The 25,970-nt window shown below is 77.0% G+C and carries 16 protein-coding genes; 12 read left to right on the top strand and 4 right to left on the bottom strand.

Annotated features, from left to right (window positions below; all coding sequences use genetic code 11):
* The first annotated feature begins 127 nt into the window (after positions 1-127).
* The 6 genes from ND486_RS12800 to ND486_RS12775 are packed head-to-tail and all read left to right on the top strand — an operon-like array spanning position 128 to position 6,644.
* On the top strand, positions 128-1,024 hold the full coding sequence (locus ND486_RS12800; RefSeq protein WP_251784531.1) for a MaoC/PaaZ C-terminal domain-containing protein: 897 nt from the start codon (positions 128-130) through the stop codon (positions 1,022-1,024).
* Entirely contained in the window at positions 1,021-1,842 is an 822-nt protein-coding gene (locus tag ND486_RS12795; RefSeq protein WP_251784530.1) for an alpha/beta fold hydrolase, read from the top strand. Before ND486_RS12800 ends, ND486_RS12795 begins: the two co-directional genes overlap by 4 nt.
* Entirely contained in the window at positions 1,839-3,482 is a 1,644-nt protein-coding gene (locus ND486_RS12790) for an AMP-binding protein (protein WP_251784529.1), read from the top strand. Before ND486_RS12795 ends, ND486_RS12790 begins: the two co-directional genes overlap by 4 nt.
* On the top strand, positions 3,479-4,699 hold the full coding sequence (locus ND486_RS12785; RefSeq protein ID WP_251784528.1) for an acetyl-CoA C-acetyltransferase: 1,221 nt from the start codon (positions 3,479-3,481) through the stop codon (positions 4,697-4,699). The genes ND486_RS12790 and ND486_RS12785 overlap by 4 nt, the downstream gene beginning before the upstream one ends.
* Positions 4,696-5,490: an NAD(P)H-dependent oxidoreductase gene (locus ND486_RS12780; RefSeq protein ID WP_251784527.1), complete on the top strand. Its 795-nt coding sequence runs from the start codon at positions 4,696-4,698 to the stop codon at positions 5,488-5,490. The genes ND486_RS12785 and ND486_RS12780 overlap by 4 nt, the downstream gene beginning before the upstream one ends.
* Positions 5,487-6,644, top strand: a complete 1,158-nt coding sequence (locus ND486_RS12775; RefSeq protein WP_251784526.1) for an acyl-CoA dehydrogenase family protein — start codon at positions 5,487-5,489, stop codon at positions 6,642-6,644. The genes ND486_RS12780 and ND486_RS12775 overlap by 4 nt, the downstream gene beginning before the upstream one ends.
* 423 nt (positions 6,645-7,067) lie before the next feature.
* Here ND486_RS12775 and ND486_RS12770 read toward each other — a convergent pair whose 3' ends face one another.
* Positions 7,068-7,304 carry a hypothetical protein gene (locus tag ND486_RS12770; RefSeq protein ID WP_251784525.1) on the bottom strand — a complete coding sequence of 79 codons (237 nt, stop codon included), beginning with the start codon at positions 7,302-7,304 and terminating at the stop codon, positions 7,068-7,070.
* Between the two features lie 70 nt (positions 7,305-7,374).
* The gene (locus ND486_RS12765; RefSeq protein WP_251784524.1) at positions 7,375-7,857 is read right to left on the bottom strand and encodes a CBS domain-containing protein; all 483 of its coding nucleotides are present in this window, start codon (positions 7,855-7,857) and stop codon (positions 7,375-7,377) included.
* 150 nt (positions 7,858-8,007) lie between these two features.
* Here ND486_RS12765 and ND486_RS12760 point away from each other — a divergent pair, with 150 nt between their 5' ends.
* Both ND486_RS12760 and ND486_RS12755 read left to right on the top strand, forming a co-directional pair.
* Positions 8,008-9,024 (top strand): LLM class flavin-dependent oxidoreductase, encoded by a 1,017-nt coding sequence (locus ND486_RS12760; protein WP_251784523.1) that lies wholly within the window; start codon positions 8,008-8,010, stop codon positions 9,022-9,024.
* Complete coding sequence (locus ND486_RS12755; RefSeq protein ID WP_208824926.1) at positions 9,021-9,959, top strand: NAD(P)/FAD-dependent oxidoreductase; 939 nt, start codon at positions 9,021-9,023, stop codon at positions 9,957-9,959. Before ND486_RS12760 ends, ND486_RS12755 begins: the two co-directional genes overlap by 4 nt.
* Before the next feature lie 39 nt (positions 9,960-9,998).
* Here ND486_RS12755 and ND486_RS12750 read toward each other — a convergent pair whose 3' ends face one another.
* The gene (locus tag ND486_RS12750; protein WP_251784522.1) at positions 9,999-11,027 is read right to left on the bottom strand and encodes a saccharopine dehydrogenase NADP-binding domain-containing protein; all 1,029 of its coding nucleotides are present in this window, start codon (positions 11,025-11,027) and stop codon (positions 9,999-10,001) included.
* Positions 11,027-12,979, bottom strand: coding sequence for a phosphopantetheine-binding protein (locus tag ND486_RS12745; protein ID WP_251784521.1), 1,953 nt, complete (start codon positions 12,977-12,979; stop codon positions 11,027-11,029). The genes ND486_RS12750 and ND486_RS12745 overlap by 1 nt, the downstream gene beginning before the upstream one ends.
* 131 nt (positions 12,980-13,110) lie before the next feature.
* Between ND486_RS12745 and ND486_RS12740 the strand changes: the two genes are divergently transcribed.
* From ND486_RS12740 to ND486_RS12715, 4 genes are read left to right on the top strand one after another with little or no spacing between them, the layout of a single operon-like run.
* A complete protein-coding gene (locus ND486_RS12740; protein WP_251784520.1) occupies positions 13,111-17,142 on the top strand; it encodes an amino acid adenylation domain-containing protein in 4,032 nt (1,343 codons plus the stop codon).
* Positions 17,139-23,525: a type I polyketide synthase gene (locus ND486_RS29065; protein ID WP_285898644.1), complete on the top strand. Its 6,387-nt coding sequence runs from the start codon at positions 17,139-17,141 to the stop codon at positions 23,523-23,525. Before ND486_RS12740 ends, ND486_RS29065 begins: the two co-directional genes overlap by 4 nt.
* Positions 23,522-25,024: an ABC transporter substrate-binding protein gene (locus ND486_RS12720; RefSeq protein ID WP_251784519.1), complete on the top strand. Its 1,503-nt coding sequence runs from the start codon at positions 23,522-23,524 to the stop codon at positions 25,022-25,024. Before ND486_RS29065 ends, ND486_RS12720 begins: the two co-directional genes overlap by 4 nt.
* Positions 25,021-25,965 (top strand): ABC transporter permease subunit, encoded by a 945-nt coding sequence (locus ND486_RS12715; RefSeq protein ID WP_251784518.1) that lies wholly within the window; start codon positions 25,021-25,023, stop codon positions 25,963-25,965. The genes ND486_RS12720 and ND486_RS12715 overlap by 4 nt, the downstream gene beginning before the upstream one ends.
* Positions 25,966-25,970: the final 5 nt, after the last annotated feature.

The following is a 25,970-nucleotide window of genomic DNA, read 5'->3' as shown; positions in this document are numbered from 1 at the left end:
CACGACGCCCCTGCTCTTGACGGGCCGGGAAGCTGCTGATTGCATGGAAGACGTAAGAACGTTCGTTCATGTCGTCGCGAGCCCGTCGGGGACGACGATCGCGACGGCCCGTCGGAGAGGACGGTCGATGAGCACCAGTGCCACCACCGGGTCCCCGGTGCACGCCGGTGGGCCCGGGGCAGGGACGGCCGCGCCCCATTTCGAGGACTTCGAGGTCGGGCAGGTCTACACCGGCCCGGCGCGGAGCTTCTCCGCGGCGGTGGTCGCGGCCTTCGCCGAGGTCAGCGGGGACCGGGCCGCGCTGCACACCGAGCACGGCCGGTCCGCCGACGGCCGCCCGCTGGTCCACGGTCCGCTGGGCCTGGCCGGCTTCTTCGGCTGGCACCACGAGCGCGGCCTGTCGGCGCACGTCGAGGCGGCGTTCGACACGCACTGGGACTTCGTGGCGCCGATCCACGTCGGCGACTCGGTCACCTACGAGATGACGGTGACCCGCACCCGTCGCACGTCGGCGCTGCGCAACGGTGTCGTCGGCAGGCACGTGGTGGTCCGCAACCAGCACGACGAGGTCGTGCAGGTGGGCCGGACCGCCGCGCTGGTCACGGCGCGCGAGGCGGTCGACGACCGCCGCGCCCGGCTCGGCCGGTCCTTCCCGTCCGTGGAGTGGGCGCGGGCGCTGGCCACCGCGCTCGGCGACTCGGCCGCGTTCACCCGGGCCACCGGGACCTGGGACGGCACCCTCGGCCTGCGCCTCGGCGGCGACCTGGTGGTGTTCCGCGTCTACAAGGGACAGGTGCTCGAGGCCGGGACCCGGACACCGGACGGGCCGACGTTCGTCGTCTCCGCGCCCGACGTCGTGTGGGCCGGGCTGCTGACCGGTCCGCGGAACGACTTCACCGAGCGGACCCTGCGCGACGAGTTCGAGGTCGAGGGCAGTGCCTACGAGTACCTGCGGCTGACCGCGGCGGTCGTCGCGCTGGTCGACGAGGCGCGGGCGTTGGCCCGCACGGAGGGGACACGATGAGGGCCGACTACGTCGAGGTGGGCGGGACCCGCGCCTTCGTGCTCGAGGAGGGCGAGGGGCAGCCGGTGCTGTGCCTGCACACGGCGGGCCAGAACGGTGTGCAGTGGCGGGAGGTCCAGCCGCGGCTCGCCGAGCTCGGCTACCGGGTGGTGGTCCCGGACCTGCCCGGGCACGGTCGCTCGGAGCCCGCCCCCGGCGGCCCGGTGCGGGACCTGGGCGTCTACGCGCAGTGGTGCGAGGAGCTCATGGACCGGCTCGGGATGGACCGGCCCTTCGTGGTCGGCTGTTCCATCGGGGGCGCCATCACCCTGCAGCTCGCGGTGCGTCGCGGCGAACGCCTGGCCGGCGCCGTCGCGTTGGCGGCGCACGGCGGCACCGACTCGACGATGCTGAGCGTGCGCGGGCTGGAGCGCGAGCTGGTCGACTCGGCCGCGCCCAGCCGCTCGGACCGGACCTACCTCGGCACGCTCGCCGTCGTCGGGCGGCGGGTGGCGGCCGAGCGGGCGGAGCTGATCGCGCGCATGCACCGCCGCGAGGACCCCGAGATCTCCACCAGCGACCTCATCGGCTGGGCCACCCACGACGTGCTGGCGAAGCTCGACGGCGTGGCCTGCCCGACCCACCTCGTCGTCGGGGACGACGACCTGTGGCTCGACCCCGCGGACGTCCGCCGGGCCGCCGAGCTCATCCCGGACTCCCGCTACACCCTGCTGGAGGGCATCGGGCACTACCCGATGGAGGAGGTCGAGGGCTTCGCCGACGTCCTGCACGGCTGGCTCGGCGAGCTGGGGGCCCGCGAGAGCCGGGGTGCCGCATGACCGGCCGCGTGACCACCCTCGCCGACCTGCTGGCCGACACCGCCGCGGCCGCGCCGGAGAGCACCGTGGTCATCGACGGCGGGCCCGCGCCGCGCCGGGTCACCCGGGCGGAGCTGGTGGCGCGCGTCCTCACGTTGCGCGAGGACCTGCGGGCCCACGGCGTCGGCGAGGGCGACTGCGTGGGCGTGTGGCTGCCGAACTGGTCCGAGTCGCTGGTGGCGCAGTTCGCCGCGGCCGCGCTCGGCGCCCACGTCATCGGCATCAACACCCGCTACGGCGTGGCGGACGTCGCGCACGTCCTGGACCGGGCCCGGCCGCGGGTGGTGCTGATCGCCCACGACTTCCTCGGCCTGGACCTGCGGGCGAGGCTGCGCGAGGCGGTCGCCGAGGCGGACGTGCCCGCCCCCGGCATCGCCGTCGTGACCGGACCCGGCCGTCCACCCGCGGACGAGGCCGTCGCCGCGACCTACGACGTCGGCGCGGGGGCCTGGGTGCCCGGCCCGCCGTCGGACGCGGCCGACCCGCAGGCGCTGCGCGGCACCCGGGACGCCCTGGCCGTGGCGTTCACGACCTCCGGCTCGACCGGCATGCCGAAGCTCGCCGCCCACCTCGGCAGCGGCGTGGCCACCCACGCCCGGAACGTCGCCGCCGCGGGCGGCTGGGACGCGGAGTCGGTCAGCCTGGTCGTGCTGCCGCTGTCCGGGGTCTTCGGCTACGTCCCGGCGCTCGCCGCGATCGCCGCCGGCGGGGCGGCGCTGCTGGAACCCACGTTCGACGACGACCTGGTCGTGGCCCACATGGGCGAGTTCGGGGTGACCCACCTGGCCAGCGCGGACGACGTGGCCGGGCGGCTGATGGAGAGCCACCGCGCCCACGGCGGCGACCTGTCCGCGTGGCGCCGCCTGCTCATCGGGGACTTCTACGGCAAGTCCATCCAGGTCGCGGAGTGGGCCGAGAAGGAGACCGGCACCCCGACCATGGGGATCTTCGGCTCCAGCGAGCTGTTCTCGCTGCTGTCGTTCTGGCTCGAGCACGACCCGGCGCCCGCGCGCTGGCGGGCGGGCGGTCGACCCGTGTCCCCGGACATCGAGGTGCGCGCCGTCGACCCGGTCACCGGCGGGCCGCCGCCCGAGGGCGAGCCCGGCGAGCTGCAGTTCCGCGGCTACGCCGTGGTCGACGGCTACCTCGGCGACACCGACGGTGCGATCCGCGCGCGCTCGTTCACCGCCGACGGCTGGTTCCGCTCCGGCGACCTGGGCACGGTCCACCCGGACGGCGCGTTCGACTACGCGGGCCGGATGGGCGACTCGTTCCGGCTGCGCGGCTTCCTCGTGGAGCCCGCCGAGATCGAGATCCGCCTGGCCGAGCACCCGGACGTGGCCCGGAGCAAGGTCGTCGGCGTCACGGTGGACGGGGACACCAGGGCCGTCGCGTTCGTCGAGGCCGTGCCCGGCACCACCCCGGACCCGGCCGCGCTGCGGGCCTGGTGTGCCCAGGCGCTCGCGACGTTCAAGGTGCCCGACTCCGTGCACCTCGTCGAGCAGATGCCGACCACCGTCGGCACCAACGGTTCCAAGATCAAGGCCGCCGCGCTGCGCGAGCTCGCGGCGCGGCTGTACAGCACGGAGGTCCCGACGTGAGCCCGTCCGACGTGGTCGTCTGCGACCCGGTGCGCACGCCGGTCGGCGTCGACGGCGGGGTGTTCGCCACCCTGACCGCCGCGGACCTGGCCACCCAGGCCCTGCAGGGGCTGATCGCCCGGACCGGGCTGGGGGAGGGCGACGTCGACGACGTCGTGCTCGGCTACTGCTACCCGACGAGCGAGGCGCCCGCCATCGGCCGGGTCGCCGCGCTGAACGCGGGGCTCGGCGTCGGCGTGGCCGGCATGCAGCTCGACCGCCGCTGCGGCTCCGGGCTGCAGGCCGTCCTGCAGGCGGCGCTCACCGTCGGGCAGGGCTGGGCGGACCTGGTCGTCGCCGGCGGCGTCGAGGCGATGAGCCAGGCCGAGTACTACGCGCTGGGCCTGCAGAAGGGCGTCCGCGGCGACGAGCTGCGGATGGTCAACCGGATCACCCGGGGCCGCACCACCGCGGGCGGGGCGCACTTCCCGGTCCCCGGCGGCATGCTCGAGACCGCCGAGAACCTGCGCGCCCAGTACGCGATCAGCCGCACCGAGCAGGACGAGTTCGCGCTCGCCTCGCAGGAGAAGGCCGTCGCGGCGACGAAGGAGGGCCGGTTCGCCGAGGAGATCGTGCCGGTCACGGTGCCCGGGACCCGCCGCACGCCGGAGACCGTGGTGACCCTCGACGAGCACCCGCGCGCCGGTCTCACCCTGGACGACCTGGCGCGGCTGCGGCCGGTCCGCCGCCACGAGGACCCGGACGCCACGGTGACCGCGGGCAACGCCTGCGGACAGAGCGACGGCGCGTCGGTCTGTGTGGTGACCACCGCCGCGCGGGCGGCCGAGCTGGGCCTCACCCCGTTCCTCCGCATCGTGACCTCCGCGCTGGCCGGGGTGCCACCGCGGACGATGGGGATCGGCCCGGTCCCCGCGGTCGCCACGGCGCTCCGGCGCGCCGAGCTGGGGTGGGCGGACATCGACCTGATCGAGGTCAACGAGGCGTTCGCGGCCCAGGTCATCGCCTGCCTGCGGGAGTGGGGCCTCCCCTCGGACGAGCCGCGGCTCAACGTGAACGGCTCGGGGATCTCGCTCGGCCACCCGGCCGGAGCGACCGGCTGCCGGATCCTCACCACGCTGGCGTACGAGATGCGCCGGAGGGGGAGCCGCTACGGCCTGGAGACGATGTGCATGGGTGGCGGCCAGGGGCTCGCCGCGATCGTCGAGCTCGTCGCGTGAGGGTCCTCTGGGTCCTCGCCCACCCCGAGCCCCGCTCGCTGAACGGTGCGCTGAAGGACGCGGGCGTCGCCGCGCTCGAGCGGGCCGGGCACGAGGTCGTCGTCTCCGACCTGCACGCCATGGCCTGGAACCCGGTGGTCACGGCGGCGGACTACGGCCACGACCCGGACGAGCGGTTCCGGGTCGGGCCGGTGTCGGCCCAGGCCTACGCCGCCGGTGCGTTGAGCGCGGACGTGCGCGCCGAGCAGGACAAGGTCGCGGCCGCCGACACGCTCGTCGTCCAGTTCCCGCTGTGGTGGTACGGCATGCCCGCGATCCTCAAGGGCTGGTTCGACCGCGTGTTCCTCAAGGGCTTCGCCTACGGCGTCACCGATCCCGACCACCCCGGCCGCACCCTGCGCTACGGCGAGGGTCCGCTCGCCGGCAAGCGGGCGCTGGTGGTGACCACGGTCGGCGGGCGCGGCCCGGACCTCGGACCCCGCGGCGTCCACGGGCACCTCGACGAGCTGCTCTTCCCCCTGCAGCACGGCACCCTGTTCTACGTGGGCTACCAGGTGCTTCCGCCCGTCGTCGTCACGGGCGCGAACCGGGTGTCGGACGAGGAGTTCGCCACGGCCGCGAAGGAGGTGTGCGAGCGAGTGCTCGCCGTCCCGCACACGACCCCGCTCCCGTTCCGCAGGCAGAACGGCGGGGACTACGACGACGATCTCGTCCTGCGCGACCACCTCGCCCCCGGCCGGGCCGGGCTCGGCATCCACCTACGCGATCGACCCACGGAGACGGAGAGATGACCGAACCGTTCCTCACCGAGGACCGCCTGGCGATCCAGGCGATGGCCCGCGACTTCGCGATGAAGGAGGTCCTGCCCGTCGCCAACGAGCTCGACCCCGAGCACGGCGAGATCCCGATGGCCCTGCGGGAGAAGATGGCCGAGCTGGGCTTCTTCGGCATCCTCATCCCGGAGGAGTACGGCGGACTCGGCCTGGGCCTGTCCGAGTACGCGATCATCGTCGAGGAGCTGGCCCGCGCCTGGATGAGCGTGGCCAGCCTGATCGCCCGCGGGCAGCAGTTCACCGCGGGTTTCGACGCCGACCAGCGCGCCCGCTACCTGCCCGCGATGGCGCGCGGGGAGTTCCTCAGCGCGTTCGCGCTGTCCGAGGCCGAGGCGGGGTCCGACGTCGCGAACCTGAGCTGTCGTGCCGTCCCGGACGGTGAGGGCTGGCGGATCACCGGCCAGAAGATGTGGTGCACCTTCGCCGACGGCTCGGACTACCTGCAGGTCTTCGCGCGGACCGAGCCCGCGGACCCGGCGCACCGCTCCCGCGGGGTGACCTGTTTCCTGATGCCGAAGCAGCGGGGCACCCTGCCCGAGGGCGTCACCGGCACCCCGGTCCGCAAGATCGGCTACCACGGCTGGAAGACCTGGGAGCTCGCCTTCGACGGCGCCTGGGCGAGCGAGATCGTCGGCGAACCGGGAAAGGGCTTCCGGATCGCCATGGGCGACCTGGACACCGCCCGCATCCACACCGCGGCCCGCGCGATCGGGCTGGCCCGCGGGGCGCTGGAGGACTCGATCGCCTACGTCGGCGAGCGCGTCCAGTTCGGCCGTCCGATCGGCGTCAACCAGGGGCTGCGGTTCAAGATCGCGGACATGGCGGCGCGGGTCGAGGCCGCGCGGGCCCTGATGTACCAGGTGTGCACCGCGGTCGACGCCGGTCAGCCCAGCCCGACGCAGGCCTCGATGGTCAAGCTCGTGGCCTCCGAGATGGCCGAGCGGGTGACCAGCGAGGGCCTGCAGATCCACGGCGGCGCCGGCTACACCACGGACTTCCCGGCCGAACGCTACTGGCGGGACGCGCGGCTCACCAAGATCTTCGAGGGGACGTCGGAGATCCAGCTGCGGATCATCTCCGACGCCCTGCTGGGGAGAACCGACCGGTCCTGAGGTCTCGTCGCTCCTGCCCGGCGGCTTCCCGGGCTCGATCCGGGACCGGAGCGCAGGTGGTCACGGGCCAGGATCAGATGGCGGTGCCGGCGACGAGTACCTCCCCTCGAGGCCGTCGGGGTCGCGGAAGAACGTGCTGCGGACCGGGCCGAAGCCGTCGACGGTGCCGGCGTCGACCAGCCGCTGCCGGATCGTGGCGAGGGCCCGGGGGGAGGCCGCCTGCAGACCGAGGTGATCGAGGCGGCCGCGGCCCCGCATCGGCGTCCGTCGGTCGGCCGGCGGACTCTCCCCGGGCGGCCCCGCCGCGCCGGGTGGCTGTCCGGTGGCTCGGGTCGCGCTTCGCGTCTCGGGAGTCCCCGGGAGCAACCGGTGCGGCACGCACCCGGCACCCGGCACCCGGCACCGCGGGGCCGCGGGGAGGGATCAGTAGACCCGCAGCTCCCAGCGGGTGGAGTCGGTGGTGGGGTTGCCGTTCCCGATGCAGGTGAAGGTGGTCGGGGCGCCCGGGGCCGCGTTGACGATCTTCGCGCCCTGCTGCTGGCAGACCGTCTTGTTGTTGTAGTAGCCGACCGTCTCCGCGAACGCGGGTGCGGCCACGGCGAGCGATGCACCCATGGCGATCGCCGCTCCACCGATGAGGATGCCCAGTCGCTTCGTCATCTGATCTCCTGCCTCGTCGCGGCGTCACCTCCGGGGTGCGCCGCCGGTCGTCGTTGCGGACGGACCGAAGCTAGATCGGTGGTCCCGGGACCCCTCCCGGGACGGGACCGGTCCGGCGCGCGACGACGCCGACGACGTCGGAGGCGGTGACGATGCCGTCGATCCGGTCGCCGTCCGCGACGAGGACGGCGTCCCGCCCGTCGGCCGCCATCGCCGCGGCGGCCGCCGACAGGGGCGCCGAGGACGGCAGTACCGCGACCGGGCCGTGGACCTCGGCGACGGTGAGGACGGCCTGGCCCAGCGGACCCCACTGGGCGGCGACGCCCCGGAGCAGGTCGGACTCGGTCACGAGGCCGATGCAGCGCGGACCTGCGAACACGGGAAGGTGGTGGACGTCGTGGGCCAGCATCAGGTCCAGCGCGGTCCGGACCGGGGTCTGCGGGGTGACCGCGACCAGGCGCGAGGCCACGACCGCGTGCAGCGGCGGGTCGTCGTCGACGGTCTCGGGCGGAGCGTCGAGCCGGAATCGTGTGCGGTCGTCCTGCTGGCCCATCGTGATCCCTCCGTCGGCCGACACGCGCAGCCTGCCCCGCCACGACCCCTGAGGGACGGGCCGGAGGTCCCGCTGCGCCCCTCGGTCCGGCCCCCTGCACCGGGCCACCGACCACCATCAGTCGATAACGACATCCGCTACTGTTAAGGCGTGTCCCCTCCGTCGTTCGGCGTCATGCTGTTCACCCACCGCTTCCCCGGGCAGAGCGCGACCGAGGTGTTCGCGCTGGCCGCGGACGTCGCGCAGGCGGCCGAGGCGCACGGGTTCGCGTCGGTGTGGACCACCGAGCACCACTTCCTGACCGGTTACGGCGTCAACCCCTCCGCGACGACGCTGGCCGCGTTCCTGCTCGGCCGCACCCGGCGGGTGCGGGTCGGCACGGCGGTGACGATCCTGCCGACGCACCCGCCGGTGCACGTCGCGGAGCAGGCGGCGCTGCTCGACCAGCTCTCCGGCGGCCGGTTCGACCTCGGCGTCGGCCGGGCCGGGCCGGTGGTGGACCACGAGGTCCTCGGCACCGGTATCGAGCGGTGGCGCACCGGGCTGCCCGAGGCGCTCGGCCTGGTCCTCGACTCCTTCACCGGGCGGGTGTCCGCCGACTCCGAGCACTACCGGTTCCGCGAGGTCGCACCCGGCCCGGAGCCGTACACGCGTCCGCACCCGCCGGTGCACGTGGCCGCGACCTCGGCCACCGGGGTGGAGCTGGCCGCCCGGCACGGCCTGCCGATGCTGTTCTTCTTCTCCCAGACCGCCGACGAGCAGGCACGGCTGGTCGCCGACTACGAGCAGCTCACCGCGGCGCGGCCGGTGCACGGCACCGCGGCCCTGGCTCATGTCACCGACTCGGTCGCCGAGGCCGAACGGGTCGTCCACGAGCGGCTGGCGCCGGTGTTCGCCTCCGGCTACGCCGAGTACGTGATGGTCGAGGAGTACCGCGGCCCGCGGCCCACCCCCGACGAGCTGGCCGCGGGCATCCTCGCCCGTCAGCCGATCGGGCCGCCCGAGCTCTGTGTCCGCCGGCTCGTCGACCTGGTCCGGGGAGGCGGGGCCGGCCGGGTGCTGCTGCACGTCGAGTCCTCCGGCGAGCGCGACGCGGTGCTCGCCAACGTCGAACGCCTCGCGACCGAGGTCCTGCCCGCCGTCCGCACGGAACTGGAGAACGCGTGAACGACACCTACGACGTGGTGGTCGTCGGCGGTGGGCCCGCGGGCCTGTCGGCGACCCTCGTGCTCGGCCGCCAGCGGCGTCGCGTCCTACTCGTCGACGCCGGCGAGCCGCGCAACGCCCCGGCCGCCGAGATGCACATGTACCTCGGCCGCGACGGCGGGGACCCGGCGCAGCTGCTCGCCGACGGCCGCGCGGAGGTCGACGCCTACCCGACGGTGACCCGCCGGGCGGGCCGGGTCACCGGCGTGCGCGGCGCCCTCGACGACTTCGCCCTCGACCTCGACGACGGCACCGTCGTGCGGGCGCGCCGGCTGCTGCTGGCCGGCGGCCAGGTCGACGAGCCGCTCGACGTGCCCGGGCTGGCGCAGCGGTGGGGCGGCTCGGTGTTCCACTGCCCGTTCTGCCACGGCTACGAGACCACCGGCATGGCGCTCGTGGTGATCGGCAACGGCCTGGCCGGGATGCTCGCCGCCTACGTGCGGGACCGGTTCAGCGACGACGTCGTCCTCGCCACCCACGGCCCCGCCGAGCTGCCCGGCTGGGTCGCGGCGAACCTGGAGGCGGGCGGCGTGCGGGTCGTGGAGTCCCCGATCACGGCGATCGACGGCGACCTGGGCGCACTCGAGCTGCGCTTCGCCGACGGCACCACCCTCGCCCGCGACGGCATCTACCACCGCGCCCCGACCCGCCCCGGCACCGCGCTGGCCGGGAGCCTCGGCGCGACCGTGCTCGACGACGGCACGATCGCCGTCGACGAGTGCGGCCGGACCTCGGTCCCGGGGGTCTCCGCCGCCGGCGACGCGGCCCGGCAGCCCGGGCTGCCCGACGGCGTGACGCTGGTGAGCGTGGGCGCCGGGAGCGGCGTCGCCGCGGCGGTGTGGCTGGAGCAGGAGCTGTTCCGGACCGGTCTGCCGGTCGCCCCCGGCCAGGGGTGAGCCCGGCGGGCGCCCCGGACGCGGTCCGGGGCGCCCGGGTCAGTACCGCAGCTCGTCCACCGAGGGGTCGGCGGCCAGCCGGGCGGCCGTCGTCACCGGGTCGAGCACCTCGGCGGCCCGGCCGACCCCGTGCGGAACCCGGCCCGCCAGCACGTCGGTGACGGCGAGCGCGGTGAACGCGCCGGTCAGGGCGAGCGAGTCGGTGGACCGCAGCAGCGTGCGGCGGGCCCCGTCGGCGTAGCGCGCCGACGCGAGCAGGGTGATGGCGACGCCGTGCGCGGCCACGTCGGCGTCGGCGGCGGCGATGACGGCGTCGACGTGCGCCAGCGGGTCGCCCGACGCCCAGGCGGACGCGAGGGTGTCCGGCAGCCCCGGCCCCGGGAACACCGAGTAGGCCCGCAGCTGCGCCGCACCGGTGTCCGCGGCCAGGCGCTGCGCCTCGGCGGTGAGCAGCGGCACGGCGTGCACCGGACCGTCGAAGCCCGGCAGCGACACCGCGGGCTGCACCGCCAGCGCGGCCTCGACGGGTCCGCCGTCGCGCCACAGCGCCCGGGGCAGCCCGTAGCGGGGCGGGACCGACAGCAGCACGTCCGCCGCCGCGGCCGGGGTCAGCCGGTCGGCGCCACCGGCGTAGAGGTCCAGCCGCCGGGCCCCCGGCGGGAGCAGGCGCGGCAGGAGCCCCGACAGCCCGGGGACCACCCCCGTGCCCAGGACGACGCAGCGGTCGCCGGTCGGGAACGGGTCCAGGTCGCCGGCCGGATCGACGAGGTGGGCCCCCGCGGCGAGCGCCGCGGCCAGCACGGCCGGGGTGAGCCGCAGCGACGGTCCCGCGCACTGCACGACGACGGCCGCGCCGGCGCAGAACCCGGCCAGGGCGTCGGCGTCGCCCGCGTCGACCCCCACGGCCTCGGCCCCGAGCGCGGCCGCCGGTGCGGCGAGCGCGCCCGCGTCGCGGGCCCCGAGCCGCAGCCGCACCCGGCCCGTCGCGGCCAGTCGCCCGGCCGCGGCCCGCCCGGTCGCCCCCGACGCGCCCAGCACGGCGACCAGCGGACGCGGGGCTCCGGCCATCAGGAGGCCCGTCCGGCCGCCGCGACCCCGGCGACCGTCGGGTCGGCGAGGAAGGCCCGTACCGGCACCGGGTGGTCCAGCTCGGCGGCGAGGCGGGCCAGCACCCGGATCGCGAGCAGCGAGTCGCCGCCCGCGGTGAAGAAGTGCACGGTGCGGTCCAGCACGGGGACCTCCAGGAAGTCCTCGAACACCTCGGCCACCGTCTGCTCCGCGCCGTCCGCGGGCGGGCCGGGAGCGTGCGTGCGACCGGTCCCGGGCAGCGCGCCGATGCGCAGCCCCTCCCCGGGGACCGGGTCGAGGGCCTCGGGCAGCTCCGGCACGGCGTCCCAGCCGGGTCCGTCGGCCAGCGCCGTCGCGAGCTCGACCAGCTCGGCGAACGCGGCCGTCACCTCGTCGTCGACGAACAGCTCCGCGACCAGGGAGAACACCAGGACGAGCTGCTCGTCGATCTCGAAGCAGCGGGTCTCCAGCGCCACCTGCGGTGTGCGCAGGTGGTGGGTGTAGTCCCCGGCGCGCACCCGGCCCAGGGGGCCGGCCTCGCTCGGCAGCGGGCTGCCCATCGCGGCGTCCATCCCGATCGTGGACTGGAACACCACCGGTGCCACCGGGCGGTGGGTCCCGCGCCGCCGCCCGACCTCCCGGGCCACCTCGACGCCCGGGACGAGCATGTGCGCGGCGTGCTCGGCGAAGGTCCCCTGCACGGACCGGGCCAGCTCGGCGAACGGCACCCCGGCCTCCGGGACCACCGGCAGCAGCATGGTGGTGGCGAAGCCACCGATCATGCGGTGCACGTCGGGGTGCAGCGGCAGGCGTCCGGTCTGCAGCGAGTTGAGCAGCATCCGCCGGTGCCCCGACCAGCGGGCCAGCACGACGGAGAACGCCGTGAGCAGCGCCGTTGCCGGGGTGACCCGCTGGTCGCGGCAGGCCGTGCGCAGCGCCGCCCAGCGGGCCGGGTCGAGCCGGAACTCGCGGTGCTGCATGACCGTGGGCCTCACCTCCTGCGGGTCGACGACCAGCGGCAGGGCGGGCGGGGCGGGCAGCGCGTCGATCCGCTCCCACCACCAGTCGCGGTCGGCGGTCCGGCCGCGCGTGCCGCGCAGCGCCCCGACCGCCTCGACGTAGTCGCCGGGGTCGATCTCCAGGGGGTCGAGCACCGCGTTCCAGTCCTGGGCGAGTGCCAGCAGCTCCCGGGTGAGCACGCCGGCCGACCAACCGTCGAAGAGCAGCAGGCTGAACGCGCCGTGCAGCAGGCCGGCGTCGCCGGGCAGCAGCGTCAGCCGGATGTCCAGGCCGGGGCCGGACATCGGGTCGGGCCCGCTGACGTTCATCAGGTCCCGCAGCGCGGCGAGCCGGGCGTCGATCTCCTCCGGTGCGGCGTCGCGCAGGTCCAGCACGGTCGGGACCGGCAGCGCCCCCGGCGCCCCGGTGGGCAGCACGTACTGGCGGCCGTCGGCGTCGACCCGGGCGCGCAGGCCGGGCTGACGCCGGGCCAGCCGCTCCAGGGCGTCGGTGAGGGCCTCCGCCGCCTCGTCGCCGTCGATGCCGTCGAGCGGGTAGTCGACGTAGTAGTGCGCCGAGGCGTAGGACAGCTCCCAGCCGTCCTGCTGGCCGACGAAGTAGCCCTGCTGCAGCGGCAGCAGGGCGAACGGGGCGTGCGGGTCGGCGCGACGGCGGGTGATCGCGGGGAGTGACCCGGTCGACGGATCGCTCACCCGATCGGCTACCAGTGCGGCGATCTCGCCGACGGTGGTGTCGACCCGGACCTCGGCCAGGCCGAGCGCGACGCCGAGGCGCTGCCGGATCAGCGCCGACATGCGCACCGCCAGTACCGAGTCACCGCCGAGGACGAGGAAGCCCACGTCGTCGGGGATCTCGGCGGGGGGCAGGTCGAGCAGTTCGGACCAGACGGTCGTGATCTCGGCGGTGTGGTCGGCGGTCGGTGGGGCGGTCATGCCCGAGACGTTAGACGATATTGACAATCAGACTCAATAAGGTCAGAGTCGCTCCGGCGCCGAGCTCGTCACCCACCCGTGTGACGCGTGCGCCACCGCCCCGAACTCCCGCACCCCGAAGGGACAACCGCATGACGGTCCGGCTCGACGACGTCCTCGCCTGCCTCGCGGAGGTGCTCGACCGGCCCGACCAGCTCCCACCGGACGTGCCGCTGACCGAGCTCGGCCTCGACTCCTTCACCGCCGTGCGGCTGCGCCGGCGGCTGCGCGAGGAGACCGGGCTCAGCCTGCCGCTGCCGGACTTCCTCGGCGGCGCGACCGCACGCACGGTGGCCGGGACGGCCGCCGGGGAGCCCGCTCCCACGGCGGACCCGCCGACCGCAGGCACCGCCGCACCGGCGTCGCCGCCGGACGGCACCCCGTTCCCGCTGACCGCCGTGCAGAGCGCCTACCTGGTCGGCCGGGACCCGGCGTTCCCGCTCGGCGGGGTCGCGACGTTCTGGTACCAGGAGTTCGACCGGGTTCCCGACGGCGACCCGCTCGCCGACCTCGACCGCCTCGCGACCGCCTGGGACGTCCTCGTGCGCCGGCACCCGATGCTGCGGATGGTCGTCGGCGACGACGGCCGCCAGCGCGTACTCCCGGAGGTCCCCGCGACGCGGATCGCCACGGCCGACCTGCGCACCGACCCCGACCCCGACGTGCGGCTGGGCGCGCTGCGCGAGGAGTGCTCGCACCAGGTGCGCGAGCCGGGGACGTGGCCGCTGCACGACCTGCGGGCCGCGCTGCTCCCGGACGGGCGCACCCGCCTGCACATCGGCATCGACGTGCTCGCGCTCGACCTCACGAGCTGGATGGTGCTGATGCGGGAGTGGGGCGAGGTCGTCGCCGACCCGGACGTCGCGCTGCCGTCGCTGCCGACGACCTTCGCGGCCCTCACCGCGCGGACGACCACCGATCCCGCCGAGCGGGCGCGCCGCGACCGCGACCGCGCCTACTGGGCGGACCGCGCGCCGCTGCCCGCCGGACCCGCCCTGCCGTGGACGGGGCTGCCGTGGACCGACCCGCCCGGCGACCCGGCACCCCGCATGACCCGGCACACCGCCGTCCTCGACGCCGACGCGTGGAGCCGGCTGCGCGCCGCCGCGGCCCGGCACGGGCTCAGCCCGACCGGCGCGCTGCTCGCCGCGTTCGCGTTCGTGCTCCACCGCTTCGGCGCCGAGGAGCCCTTCGCCCTCAACACCACCCTGTTCGACCGCGACGACGTCGCCGCCGGTGACGACACCCCGGGACTGGACCGGGTGGTCGGCGACTTCACCAGCACCGTGCTGGTCGCCGTCGAGCCGCCGGACCTGCGCACCTGGGACGGCTTCGCCGGGTTCGCCGAGCGCGTCAACCGGCGGTTCTGGGCCGACCTGGAGCACCGGTCGGTGCCCGGGGTCGAGGTCACCGCGGGCACCGCCGGGCCGCGCGACCCGCGCACCGGGCTGCCCGCCCCCGCGCACCCGGTGGTGTTCACCAGCGGACTGGGGCTCACCGGGGACGGTCCGGCGGCCACGGACTGGCTGGGGGAGGAGGTCTTCGGGATCTCCCAGACCCCGCAGGTGCTGCTCGACCACATCGTCCACGACGCGGGCGGCGTGCTCCGGGTGCACTGGGACCTGCGGGCGGACACCCTGCCCGCCGGGTTCGTGCCCGGACTCCGCGACGCCCACCACACGCTGCTGCGCCGGCTCGCCGACGAGCCCGCCGCCTGGACCGACCCCACCCTGGGACACGACCCGTCGACGGCCGCGGCCGGGCCGGTCGGCCCGAACCCGTTCACCGCGTACGGCCCGCTCCTCGACGACCCCTGGCGCGCCGCCGTCCGGCCGGGCCGCCCCGCGCTGCTCGACGCCCGCGGCTGCGTCGCCGCCGACGTGCTCGCCGCCCGCGCGGACCGCACCGGCGCCGCGCTCGCCGGTCTCGGAGCCGGGCCGGGCGAGCTGGTCGCGGTCTGCGTGGAGAAGGGGACCGCGCAGGTCACCGCCCTGCTCGGGGTCCTCGCGAGCGGCGCGGGCTACGTCCCGGTCGAACCGTCGTGGCCCGCCGCACGGATCGCCTCGGTCTGCGCCCGCTCCGGCCTGCGGCACGCGCTCGTCGCGCCGGGGGACACGACCGCGTGGCCCGACGGGGTGCGCACCCACGTCCTCGACGCCGACGGGGTCCTCGACGGCGAGGCCGCGACCCCGCGCCGCCCTGACCCGGGAGACCTCGCCTACGCGATCTTCACCTCGGGGTCGACCGGCACCCCGAAGGGCGTCGGGATCGCCCACCGCGCCGCCCGCACCACCCTCGACGACCTCGAGGCCCGCTACCCGCTGCGTGCGGACGACCGGGTGCTCGCGCTGTCGGCGTACAGCTTCGACCTGTCGGTCTACGACGTGTTCTCGGTGCTCGGCGCCGGCGGCGGGGTCGTGCTGCCCGACGCCGACCGGCAGCGCGACCCCGGCCACTGGCTGGACCTCATGGCGGCCCACCGCGTGACCGTGTGGAACACCGCGCCCGCGCTGCTGGAGATGCTCGTCGAGTACGCCGAGATCGAGCCCGACGCGACGCGGCGTGCGCTGGCCTCGCTGCGCCAGGTCTTCCTGTCCGCCGACTGGATCCCGGTGACCCTGCCCGACCGGTTGCGCGCGCTCGCCCCGCAGGCACGGGTGATCGGTCTCGGCGGTGCCACCGAGGCGTCGATCTGGTCGATCTCCTACCCGGTCGACGCGGTCGACCCGGCCTGGCCGAGCATCCCCTACGGCCGCGCACTGGGCGGCCAGAGCTTCCACGTCCTCGACCCCGACGACGGCAGGCCCTGCCCGGTGGGCCGGCCCGGGGAGCTGTTCATCGGCGGCGACGGGCTCGCCGAGGGCTACGTCGGCGACCCCGACCAGACCGCGGCCCGCTTCGCCGTGCACCCGACCACCGGCACCCGCGTCTACCGGACCGGTGACCTCGGACGGTGGCGCCCGGACGGCACCATCGAGTTCCTCGGCCGTACCGACCGGCAGGTGAAGATCCGCGGCCACCGGATCGAGCTGGGGGAGCTGGAGGCGACCCTGGACCGGCTGCCCGCGGTCCGCCACGCCGTCGCCCAGGCGGTCCGCGGCCCGGACGACCGGCCCCGGCTGGTCGCGTTCGTGGTGCCCGCGGACCCGGCGACCCCGCCCGGCGACGGCGAGCTGGCCGCCGCGCTGCGCGCGGCGCTACCGCCGTACATGGTGCCCAACCGCTTCGTCGTGCTGGGGGAGCTGCCGATCACCGCCAACGGCAAGGTCGACCACACCGCCCTGCCGAACCCGTTCGCCGCCCGGTCCACACCGTCCTCCGCGGTGCCCCCGACCGCGGCTCCGGTCGTGTCCCCGGCAGCGGCCTCCGAGACCGCCACCCCCGCCGACCCGGCACCGGCCCCCGCTCCCACGGTCCCGTCGGCCGGCGCGGCCCCGGCCGCCACGGCGGGCGGGCGGGAGCACCTGGCCCCCGGATGGCCCGCGGTCCCGCCGCAGGGCATCGAGCTGCGGCTCACCGTCGGCTGCGGCGGCATCGGTCCCGTCGACGCGCTCACCGTCGCCGCGCCGTGGGTGCAGCGGCTGTGCGCCGAGCTCCGCACCCACGGCGCGACGGTCGCCGAACGGACACCCGCCGACGGACTCGTCGAGCTCGTGGTGACGGCCCCGTCCACCGCCCCGGCCCCGTCCACCGCCCCGTCCACCGCCCCGGTCACGGCCCCGGCGGCCCCGGCCGCGCCCCCCGCGCCGGCCTCTGCGCCCGCGGCCACGGGATCCCCGGACCCGCTCGTCGAACGGACCGTCGCGCGGGTGTTCAGCGACCTGCTCGGCGGACCGGTCGAGGTGGGCACCCCGTTCTTCCAGCTCGGTGCGTCCTCGCTGACCCTGGTCCTGGCCCACCGGAGGCTGGTCGAGCTGGACCCGCAGCTCACGGTGGTCGACCTGTTCGCCCATCCCACCGTCCGCGACCTGGCCCGGCACCTCACCGCGACCGCGGCCGCGACGGAGCCGACCGGGGCGGGCGCACCCCCACCGGTGCCGGACCCGCCGGCCCCGCAGCCCGGCGACGGCCGCGCCGCCGGCCGCCGCGCCGCCCGCGCCCGCGCCGCGGCGGTGGCCGGATGAGCGACACGCACGAGCCCGTCGCCGTCGTCGGCATGGCGTGCCGGTTCCCCGGGGCCGACGACCTCGACGCCTTCTGGCAGCTGCTCGTCGACGGCCGCGAGGGCCTCACCCGGGTCGACCCGGGCGGCGTGCCGCGCGCCCTGCGCGAGCGCCCCGGCTACGTCCCCGTCGCCGGGATCCTCTCCGACCAGGACCGCTTCGACCCGGCCCCGTTCGGGCTGACCGGGGCCGAGGCGGACCTGCTCGACCCCCAGCAGCGCCTGTTCCTCCAGACCGCCTGGCACGCCCTGGACCACGCCGGGCACGGCGGCGTCCGGGACGCCGGAGCGGTCGGGGTGTTCGCCGGGTCCATGCAGTCGAGCTACCTGGCCTCCAACCTCGCCGACCGGTGGGACCCCACCGGCGCGGGCCCGGACCCGCTCGGGAGCCTCGCCACCGCCATGGCGACCCAGCCGGACTACCTGCCGTTGCAGACGGCCTTCCGGCTGGGACTGTCCGGGCCGGCCGTGGCGGTGTCGACGAGCTGCTCGACCTCGCTGGTCGCGGTGCACCTGGCCGTGCAGTCGCTGCTGAGCGGGGAGTCCGACACCGCGCTCGCCGGCGGGGTGTCGCTGATCGTGCCGCAGGGCCGCGGCTACGTGCACGTGCCCGGCGGGATCTTCTCCGCCGACGGGCACGTGCGGCCCTTCGCCGCCGCGGGCAGCGGGATCGTCTACACCCAGGGCGTCGGCGTCGTGGCGCTGCGCAGGCTGTCCGACGCGCTCGCCTCCGGCGACGTGGTCCACGCCGTCGTGCACGGCACCGCGGTCAACAACGACGGCGCCGACAAGGCCGGGTTCACCGCGCCGTCGGTACGCGGCCAGGCCCGCGTCGTCGCCGAGGCGCTCGCCGTCGCCGGGCTCGGCCCCGCCGACATCGGCCTGGTCGAGGCGCACGGCACCGCGACACCGCTCGGCGACCCGGTCGAGGTCACCGCGCTGCGCCGGGTACTCGGCGACACCGGTGAGCCGTGCGCGCTCGGCTCGGTGAAGGGCAACATCGGCCACACCAACTCCGCGGCGGGCGTCGCGTCGCTGATCAAGGCCGTGCTGGCGGTGGCGCACCGGAGGGTCCCCGCCACGCTGCACGCGGAACCGGCGAACCCGGCGCTGCGCCTGGACGGGAGCCGGTTCCGGCTCCCCGCGGTCTGCGCGCCGTGGACCGGACCCGTGCACGCCGGTGTCAGCTCGTTCGGCATCGGCGGCACCAACGCCCACGTCGTCCTCGGGCCGGCCCCGCAGCGGGCCCCGGCCGCCGACGACCCCCGGCCGCAGCTGCTGTGCGTGTCCGCCGCGACCGCCGAGGCCGCGCGGGCGACGGCCGCGCGGGTGGCCGCCGCCCTGACCTCGGGCCCGTCCGGGGTGCGGCCCGCCGACGCCGCGCACACCCTCGCCCGCGGGCGGGTCGCGCTGCCCCACCGGGTCGTCGGCGTCGGGCCCGCCGCGCTGGCCGCGGCCGCACCGGTCCACGCCGGCACCCCCCGCCTGGTGTTCGCCTTCCCCGGTGCCGGCAGTCCCCGGCCGGGGATGGCGGCCGGGCTGCACCGCGACGAACCGGTCTTCGCCGCCGCGTTCGACGAGGCCGCCGCCCTGCTCGCCCCGCACCTGGGTGCCGACGTCACCGACGCGCTGGACCCCGGCGGGCCCGCCGACCGGGTCGCCGACCCCGCGTTCGGGCTGCCCGCGCTGTTCGCGGTCTCGGTCGGCGCGGCCGCGCTGCTGCGGAGCTGGGGTGCCCGCCCGGACGCGCTGGTCGGGCACAGCCTCGGCGAGTGCGTCGCCGCCACCGTGGGCGGCGCGCTCGCGCTGCCCGACGCCGCCCGGCTCGTCGCGGCCCGCTGCCTCGCCGCGTCCCGCGCCGCGGGCGGCGGAGCGATGCTCGCCGTCGGCCTGTCCGAGGACGCGCTCACGGCCCGGCTGCCCCGCGCGCTGGACCTCGCCGTGGTCAACGGGCCCTCGGCCTGCGTGGTGTCCGGTCCCGCCGCCGAGGTGACCGCGTTCGCCGCTGCCCTCGCCGCCGATGGCGTCGGCCACGCCCCGCTCGCGGTGTCGGCCGCCATGCACTCCCGGGCGATGGACGCCGAGCTGGCCGGACTGGAGGCGGCGCTCGCCGGGCTGACCGGCGGCGCCCCGCAGATCCCGGTCGCCAGCACCGTCACCGGCCGGCTCGCCGGCGCCGAGCTGGGCACCGCGGCGCACTGGGCCGGGCAGCTGCGCCGCCCGGTGCGGTTCGCCGACGCCCTGGCGGCCGCCGTCGGGGAGGGGCCCGCCGTCGTCGTCGAGGTGGGACCGGGCACCGCACTGTCCCGGCTCGCCACCGGCGCGGAGGGGGTCGTCGCGACCGTGCCGCTCCTCGACCCCGGGCCGGGCGCCACCGGGCCGGACGCCACCGGGCCGGACGAGACCGCCGCGGCCCGCGCCGCGCTGGGACGGCTGTGGGCACACGGCGTCCCGGTCGAGCCGGGCACCCCGGCCGGGTCCGGACGCCGCCGCGTCGTGCTGCCCGGCTACGCCTTCACCCGGTCCCGGCACTGGATCGACCCGCCCGAGCAGGCCACCGGCACCGCGCCCGACGAACCGCTGCAGCTCCTCACCTGGGAGCCGGTCGCCCCGGTGACCGGCCGGCCGGACGGGGGATGGACCGTGCTCGGCGACGGCCCGCTCGCCGACACCCTGCGGCAGCGGCTCACCCCCGGACCGGACGTCATCGTCGTCGGCCCGGACCCGGGCGCCGACCCCGCGACGGCCGTGGCCGGGTTCGGGGCCCACGCCGCCGACCTCCCCGACGACGACGCGCCGCGGCTGCTGCTGGTGACCCGCCGCGGCGCCCGGATCGCCGCCGACGGCCCGGCCGACCCCGCCGCGGCCGCACTGCGTGCGCTGCCGCGGGTGCTCGGACAGGAACGGCCCGGCCTGGCCTGGGCCACCACCGACCTCGGCGCCGACACCGGCGCCGACACCGGCTCCGGTGCCGGGCCGGGTCCCGGAACCGACCGGGAGGCCGGGCTCGTCCTGGCCGAGGCCGCCGCCCTGGCCGCCGGTGGCGCCGGTGCGGTGACCGCCTGGCGCGGCGGCACCCGCTGGCGGCTCGCCCTGCGCGGCTGGGACGCCGAGCCGGACCCCGCGGCCGCCCCCGCACCGGGGACGGCGGTCGTCATCGGCGGCGCGGGCGCGGTCGGGCAGGTCGTCGCCCACCGCCTCGCCGCGGCCGGGCACCGCGTGGTCGTCACCTCCCGCACCGGGCGGGACGGCACCCGCGCCGTCGACGCCACCGACCCCGCCGCGACGACGGCCCTGCTCACCGAGCTGGCCGGCGACGGGCCGCTGTCGGTCGTCGTCCACGCCGCCGGGGTGCTCGCCGGTGCCGAGCTGGACCCGCTCCGCGAGCTCGACGCCGGACGGGTCCGCGCCCACCTCGACGCCAAGCTCGGCGGGGCACTGGCCCTGCACCGGGCGGTCACGGCGCTGCCCGCCGACCGGCGCCCGTCCCGCGTGCTGCTGATGTCCTCGGTCGCGACGCTGCTCGGCGGCGTCGGCACCGGGGCCTACGCCGCGGCCAACGCCGCGCTGGCCGCCGTCGCCGGGCCGGGATGGCAGGCCGTGCACTGGGACGGCTGGAGTGTCGGGACGGGCGCGACCGCATCGGCCGCGCTCGACGCGACCACCGGCGGCGACGCGCTCGACCGGGTGCTCGCCCTGCCCGCCGTCGACGAGCTGGCGGTCACCGCCTCGCCCCTGGCGCGCCGGATCGCCGCGGCCGGTCGGCCCCGGGCCGCGGCCGCACCCACGGGGCCCGCCCTCGACGGGGTCGAGGGGGAGGTCGCGGCGCTGTGGGGCGAGCTGTTCGGCACCCCGGTCACCGACCCGCAGGACGACTTCTTCGCCCTCGGCGGGCACTCGCTGCTCGCGACGCGGATGCTCGCGGCCCTGCACGACCGCCACGGCGTCGCGCTCGCCCTGCGCGACCTGCTCGCCGCCCCCACCGTCGCCGGGCTGGCCGCTCTGCTGACCGGGGGAGCGGCCGCCCCCACGGCCCCGGACCCGGTCGCGGCGGGGCATGACGGCGTCGCCGCCGACGGGACGTTCCCGATGACCCGGGTCCAGCACGCCTACCGGGTCGGCCGCGACGGCGGCTACGACGACGGCGGCGTGCCCTGCTACTTCTACCTGGAGTACGACGCGGACGGGCTCGACGTGCCCCGGCTGGAGACCGCCTGGAACGTCGTCGTCGCCCGGCACCCGATGCTGCGCGTGGTCGCCACCGCCGACGGCCGCTTCCGCGTCCTCGACGACGTCCCGCACTACCGGATCCGGGTGCACGACCTCACCGGCGCCGACCCGGAGCGGCGGGAGTCACGGCTCGCGTCGCTGCGCGAGCGGATCTCGACCCGGCCCGGCCCGCCGGACCGCTGGCCCCTGGTGACGATCCAGGCGGCCCTGCTCCCCGCGGGCCGGGTACGGGTCCTGATCGGCGTCGACGTACTGGTGTGCGACGCCGCGTCCTGGTGGATCGTCTCCGACGAGTGGCGGGCCGCCTACGCCGACGCCGCCGCCCCGCAGGCGCCGCCGTCGCTGCCGCCGCCGCCGCGTGTCCACCCGGCGGCGTGCACCGCCGCACTGGCCGCGCGCGCCGCCGGACCGGAGGGCCGTGCCGCCGCGGACTGGTGGCGCGGACGGCCGGTCCCCGGCCCGCCCGCGCTCCCGGTCCGGACGCCGGCGTCGACGGACGGACGGCCGCCGCGGTTCCGCCGCCGGGTCCACCGGATCGCCCCGGCCGACCATGCGGCGCTGCGCGCGCAGGCCGCCCGCCACCGCGTCACACCGACCGCGGTGCTGCTCACCGCGTTCACCGACGTGCTCGCCGAGTGGGCGGGTGCGGGCGGGTTCGGCGTGCTCCTCACGCTCTTCGACCGCCCGCCGGGCACCGCGGGCGTCGTTGGGGACTTCACCTCGCTGGTCCTGCACGGCACGCCGGAGACCCCGCACCCGGTGTTCGCCGAGCGCGCCGCCGCCACCCAGGCCCGGCTGTTCGACGAGCTCGACCACCGCGCGGCCTCCGCGCTCGACGTGCTGGCCGAACGCTCCGCCCGCACCGGCGCGGTGCACCGGGTGCCCGTGGTGTTCACCAGCGCGCTCGGCCTCGACGACGGCCGGTCCCTGGAGTGGATCGGCGAGCAGGTCGCCGCGCTGTCCTCCACCCCGCAGGTGTGGCTGGACCACCAGGTCGTCGAGGTCGCGGGCGAGCTGCGGCTGCAGTGGGACGGCCCCGAGGGCGTCCTGCCCGACGACGAGCTGGACGCCGTCACCGCCCGGCACGCCGAGCGGGTACGCCTGCTGGCCACCGACCCGGCGGCCTGGGGACCCGTCCTCGACCCGGCGGGCCCGGCTCCCTCCCCGGTTCCGGCCCCTCCGGTGCCCGGCCGGGGGGCGACGGTGCGTGCGGACGCGGCCGACGCGGTCATCCCGCTGCGCGGCGGGGACGACCCGGACCGGCCGGCGCTCGTGCTCGTCCACCCCTCCGGCGGGGACGTGCTCTGCTACGTCGAGCTGTCCCGGATGATCGACCGCCGGTTCGACGTGCTCGCCGTCGCCGACCCCCACCTGTCGCTCCCGGTGCCGCACCCCGACGCGCCGGAGACGGTGCCCGCCCTCGCGGCCGCCCACCTGGCCGCGCTGCGCGCCGCCGGACGGCGCGGGCCGTGGCTGCTGGGCGGCTGGTCGATGGGCGGCACGCTCGCCCAGGAGATGGCCGTCCAGCTGACGGCGGCGGGGGAGTCCGTCCCGCTCCTGGTCATGGTCGACTCCAACGACCCGGCGCACATCCGGCCGGTCCCCGGCACCGGGGCCGAGCTCGACCGCGCCGTCGCCGTCCGGCACCTGCGGGCGCTGGAGGCCTACCTCGGGGCGGACCTCGACGCCGACGGTCTCACCGGACCCGGCGCCCCGCCCGACCTCGTCGCGGCCGTCGCGGACCGGCTGCGCGACCACGGCCTGCTGGGCCGGGCCGAACCGGACGCGGCCGTCGTCGGGCGGCTCGCGGTGATGGCCCGGCACCTGCGGGCGCTGGCCGCGCACCGGGCGCGGCGACTCGAGGCCACCGGCACCTCGACCGTCCTGGTCCGCGCCGACCGGCGGGCGCCCCGCAACTCCGGCATCGGCATGGGCGTCGACGACACCCCGCCCGGTGCCGGGCCCGACCTCGGCTGGTCGGCGCACCTCGCCGGCCCGCTGCACACCGTCGGCGTCGACGCCCACCACTACGGCGTGCTGCACCGGCCCGCCCTCCCCGACGTCGGCGCCGCGATCGACGCGGCGCTGCTCGCACTCCTGGAACGGATCGCATGAGACGACTGCTCACCGCGGGCCTGCTGGCCTGCGCCGTCCTCGCCGGCTGCGCGGCCCCGGCACCCACCGCCGCCGGTCCGGCGGACACGGTCCGCTACGTCGCACCCGGCTCCGGCGGCGCGGCCGTCGACGACCCGCACGGGATGCTTCCCGCCGAGAGCGACATCGTGCGGATGGCGCTCACCTACGACGTGCTGACCGTCCCGGGCGACGACGGCTCCCCGCAGCCCCGGCTGGCGACGTCGTGGACCCCGGACCCCACGCTGACCCGCTGGACCGTCCGGCTGCGCGACGACGCCGTGTTCACGACCGGTGCGAAGGTCCGGGCCGCCGACGCGCTGTTCTCACTGCGCCGCATGGCGTCGAAGTCCGCGGAGAACTTCGGCCGGACGGCCATGTTCGACCTCGCCGCCTCCCGCGCCACCGACGACACCACGCTGACGCTGGTCACCCGGGCGCCCTACGCCGAGGTCGGCACCGCGCTGATGGGCGCCACGTTCGTGGTACCCGAGGGCAGCACCGACTTCACCTCCGGCCTCGTCCCGGGGTCCGGCCCGTTCCGGCCGGTGCGCTCCGACGCCCAGACCACCGTGTTCGAACGCAACGACTCCTGGTGGGGGCCGCGGCCGCCGAGCCGGGTGATCGAGGTGCGGGCGCTGGCCGACCCGCAGGCCCGCGCCCAGGCCGTGCTGTCCGGTGAGGCCGACCTCGCCGGCAGCGTCCCGCCCACCGCCGCCGACCAGGGCGCGGCCGCCGGCCTGACCGTGGTCCGCAAACCGGGCGCGACGATGTACCCGCTGGTCATGCGCACCGACACCGCGCCCTTCTCCGACCCCCGGGTCCGCGAGGCGATCCGGCTCGGCGTCGACCGGCGCCAGCTGCTCGACGCCGTGTTCGGCGGCAAGGGCACGCTCGGCAACGACCTGATCACCCCCACCGACCCGAGCAGCCCGCGCGACCTCCCGCAGATCGAACGCGACGTGCCCCGCGCCCGCGCACTGATGGCGCAGGCCGGCCTGGCCGGTGGCGTCGACGTCACGCTGCACACCACCACCGCCTACCCGGGCATGGACACCGCGGCGACCCTGCTGTCCCAGCAGCTCGCCGAGATCGGGGTGCGGGCGCGCATCGAGGTCGGCCCGCCGGACACCTACTTCAGCACCGTCTACGGCGCCGAGCCGTTCTACGTCAGCTTCCTCGGCGGCATCCCCTTCCTCGACGTGGTGCGGGTGGCGCTGACCCCCGGCTCGCCGACCAACGAGACCGCCTGGGCGGACCCGTCGTGGAACGCCCAGCTGGCCACCGCGCTGGCCGAGCCGGACACCGCGAAGCGCCGCGCCGGGCTCGGGGCTCTTCAGACCCGCCTGCGCGACGAGGGCGGCTACCTCGTGTGGGGCGTCGGCGACCGGCTCGACCTCGCCGCACCCGGGGTGACCGGGGTGTCCCCGGCGATCGGGTTCGGCGCCGGCTTCCTCGACCGGGTGCACCACGACCGATGACCGACGTCCGACCCGGCCGGGCGCCGGGCCGCAGGCGGGCGGTGGCCCGTGCGGCGGCCCGCGCCGTCCTGCGGGCCGCCGGGCTGCTGGCCGGGTCCGCGGTGGTGGTCTCCGCCGCCACCGCGGTCCTGCCCGCCGACGCCGTGACGGTCCGGGCGGGCGGCCGGGTCGACCCGGCCGCGCTCGCGGAGCTGCGCGCCGCGGCGGGCCTGGACCGGCCGTGGCCCGCCCGGTTCCTGACCTGGGTCGCCGGCCTGCTCACCGGGGACCCAGGACGGTCGCTGGTCAGCGGCCGTCCGGTCGCCGACCTCGTCGCCGGACGGGCCGGGACCACCGCCGTGCTGGTGGTCGCGGCCCTGGTGGTGGCCGTGCCGCTCGCCGCGCTGCTCGCCCGCCGGCGCGGCGCCGCCGTCGCCGCGGTCGGCTCCGCGGTGCCCCCGGTCGTGGTCGCGGTCGGGCTCGCGACGCTGCTGTCCGGCGTCCTGGGCTGGGTCCCGCCGGTGTCGCTGCTGCCGCCCGGTGAGCCCGCGTGGGCCCGGCCCGACCTGCTCGTCCTGCCCGTCCTCGCACTCGCGCTGCCGTCGGGTGCCTTCGCCGCGGGCCAGCTGCGCGGGGTCGTCGAAGACGTCGCGGCGCGGCCGTTCGTGCGCGACGCCGTGCTGCGCGGGGTCCCCGCACCGGTCGTGGCCCTGCGCTACGCCGGTCCGTTCGTCGCGGCCCCCGCGCTGCGCGTGCTCGCGGTGACCGCGGGCTCGCTGGTCGCGGGCAGCACCGTCGTCGAGACGCTGTTCGGGGTCGCCGGGCTCGGGGAGCTGCTCGTGGGCGCCGTCGCCACCCGTGACCTGCCGGTGGTCTCGGCGGTGGCGCTGCTCGCCGCGTCCGTGGTGGTCGCGGGGATGCTGGCCGCCGACCTCGTCGCCGCCGCGGCGGGCAGCCCGTGAGGCGC

This window comes from Pseudonocardia sp. DR1-2, assembly GCF_023717215.1.
Lineage (GTDB): Bacteria > Actinomycetota > Actinomycetes > Mycobacteriales > Pseudonocardiaceae > Pseudonocardia > Pseudonocardia alni.
This window is presented reverse-complemented; position numbering and strand designations above follow the sequence as displayed.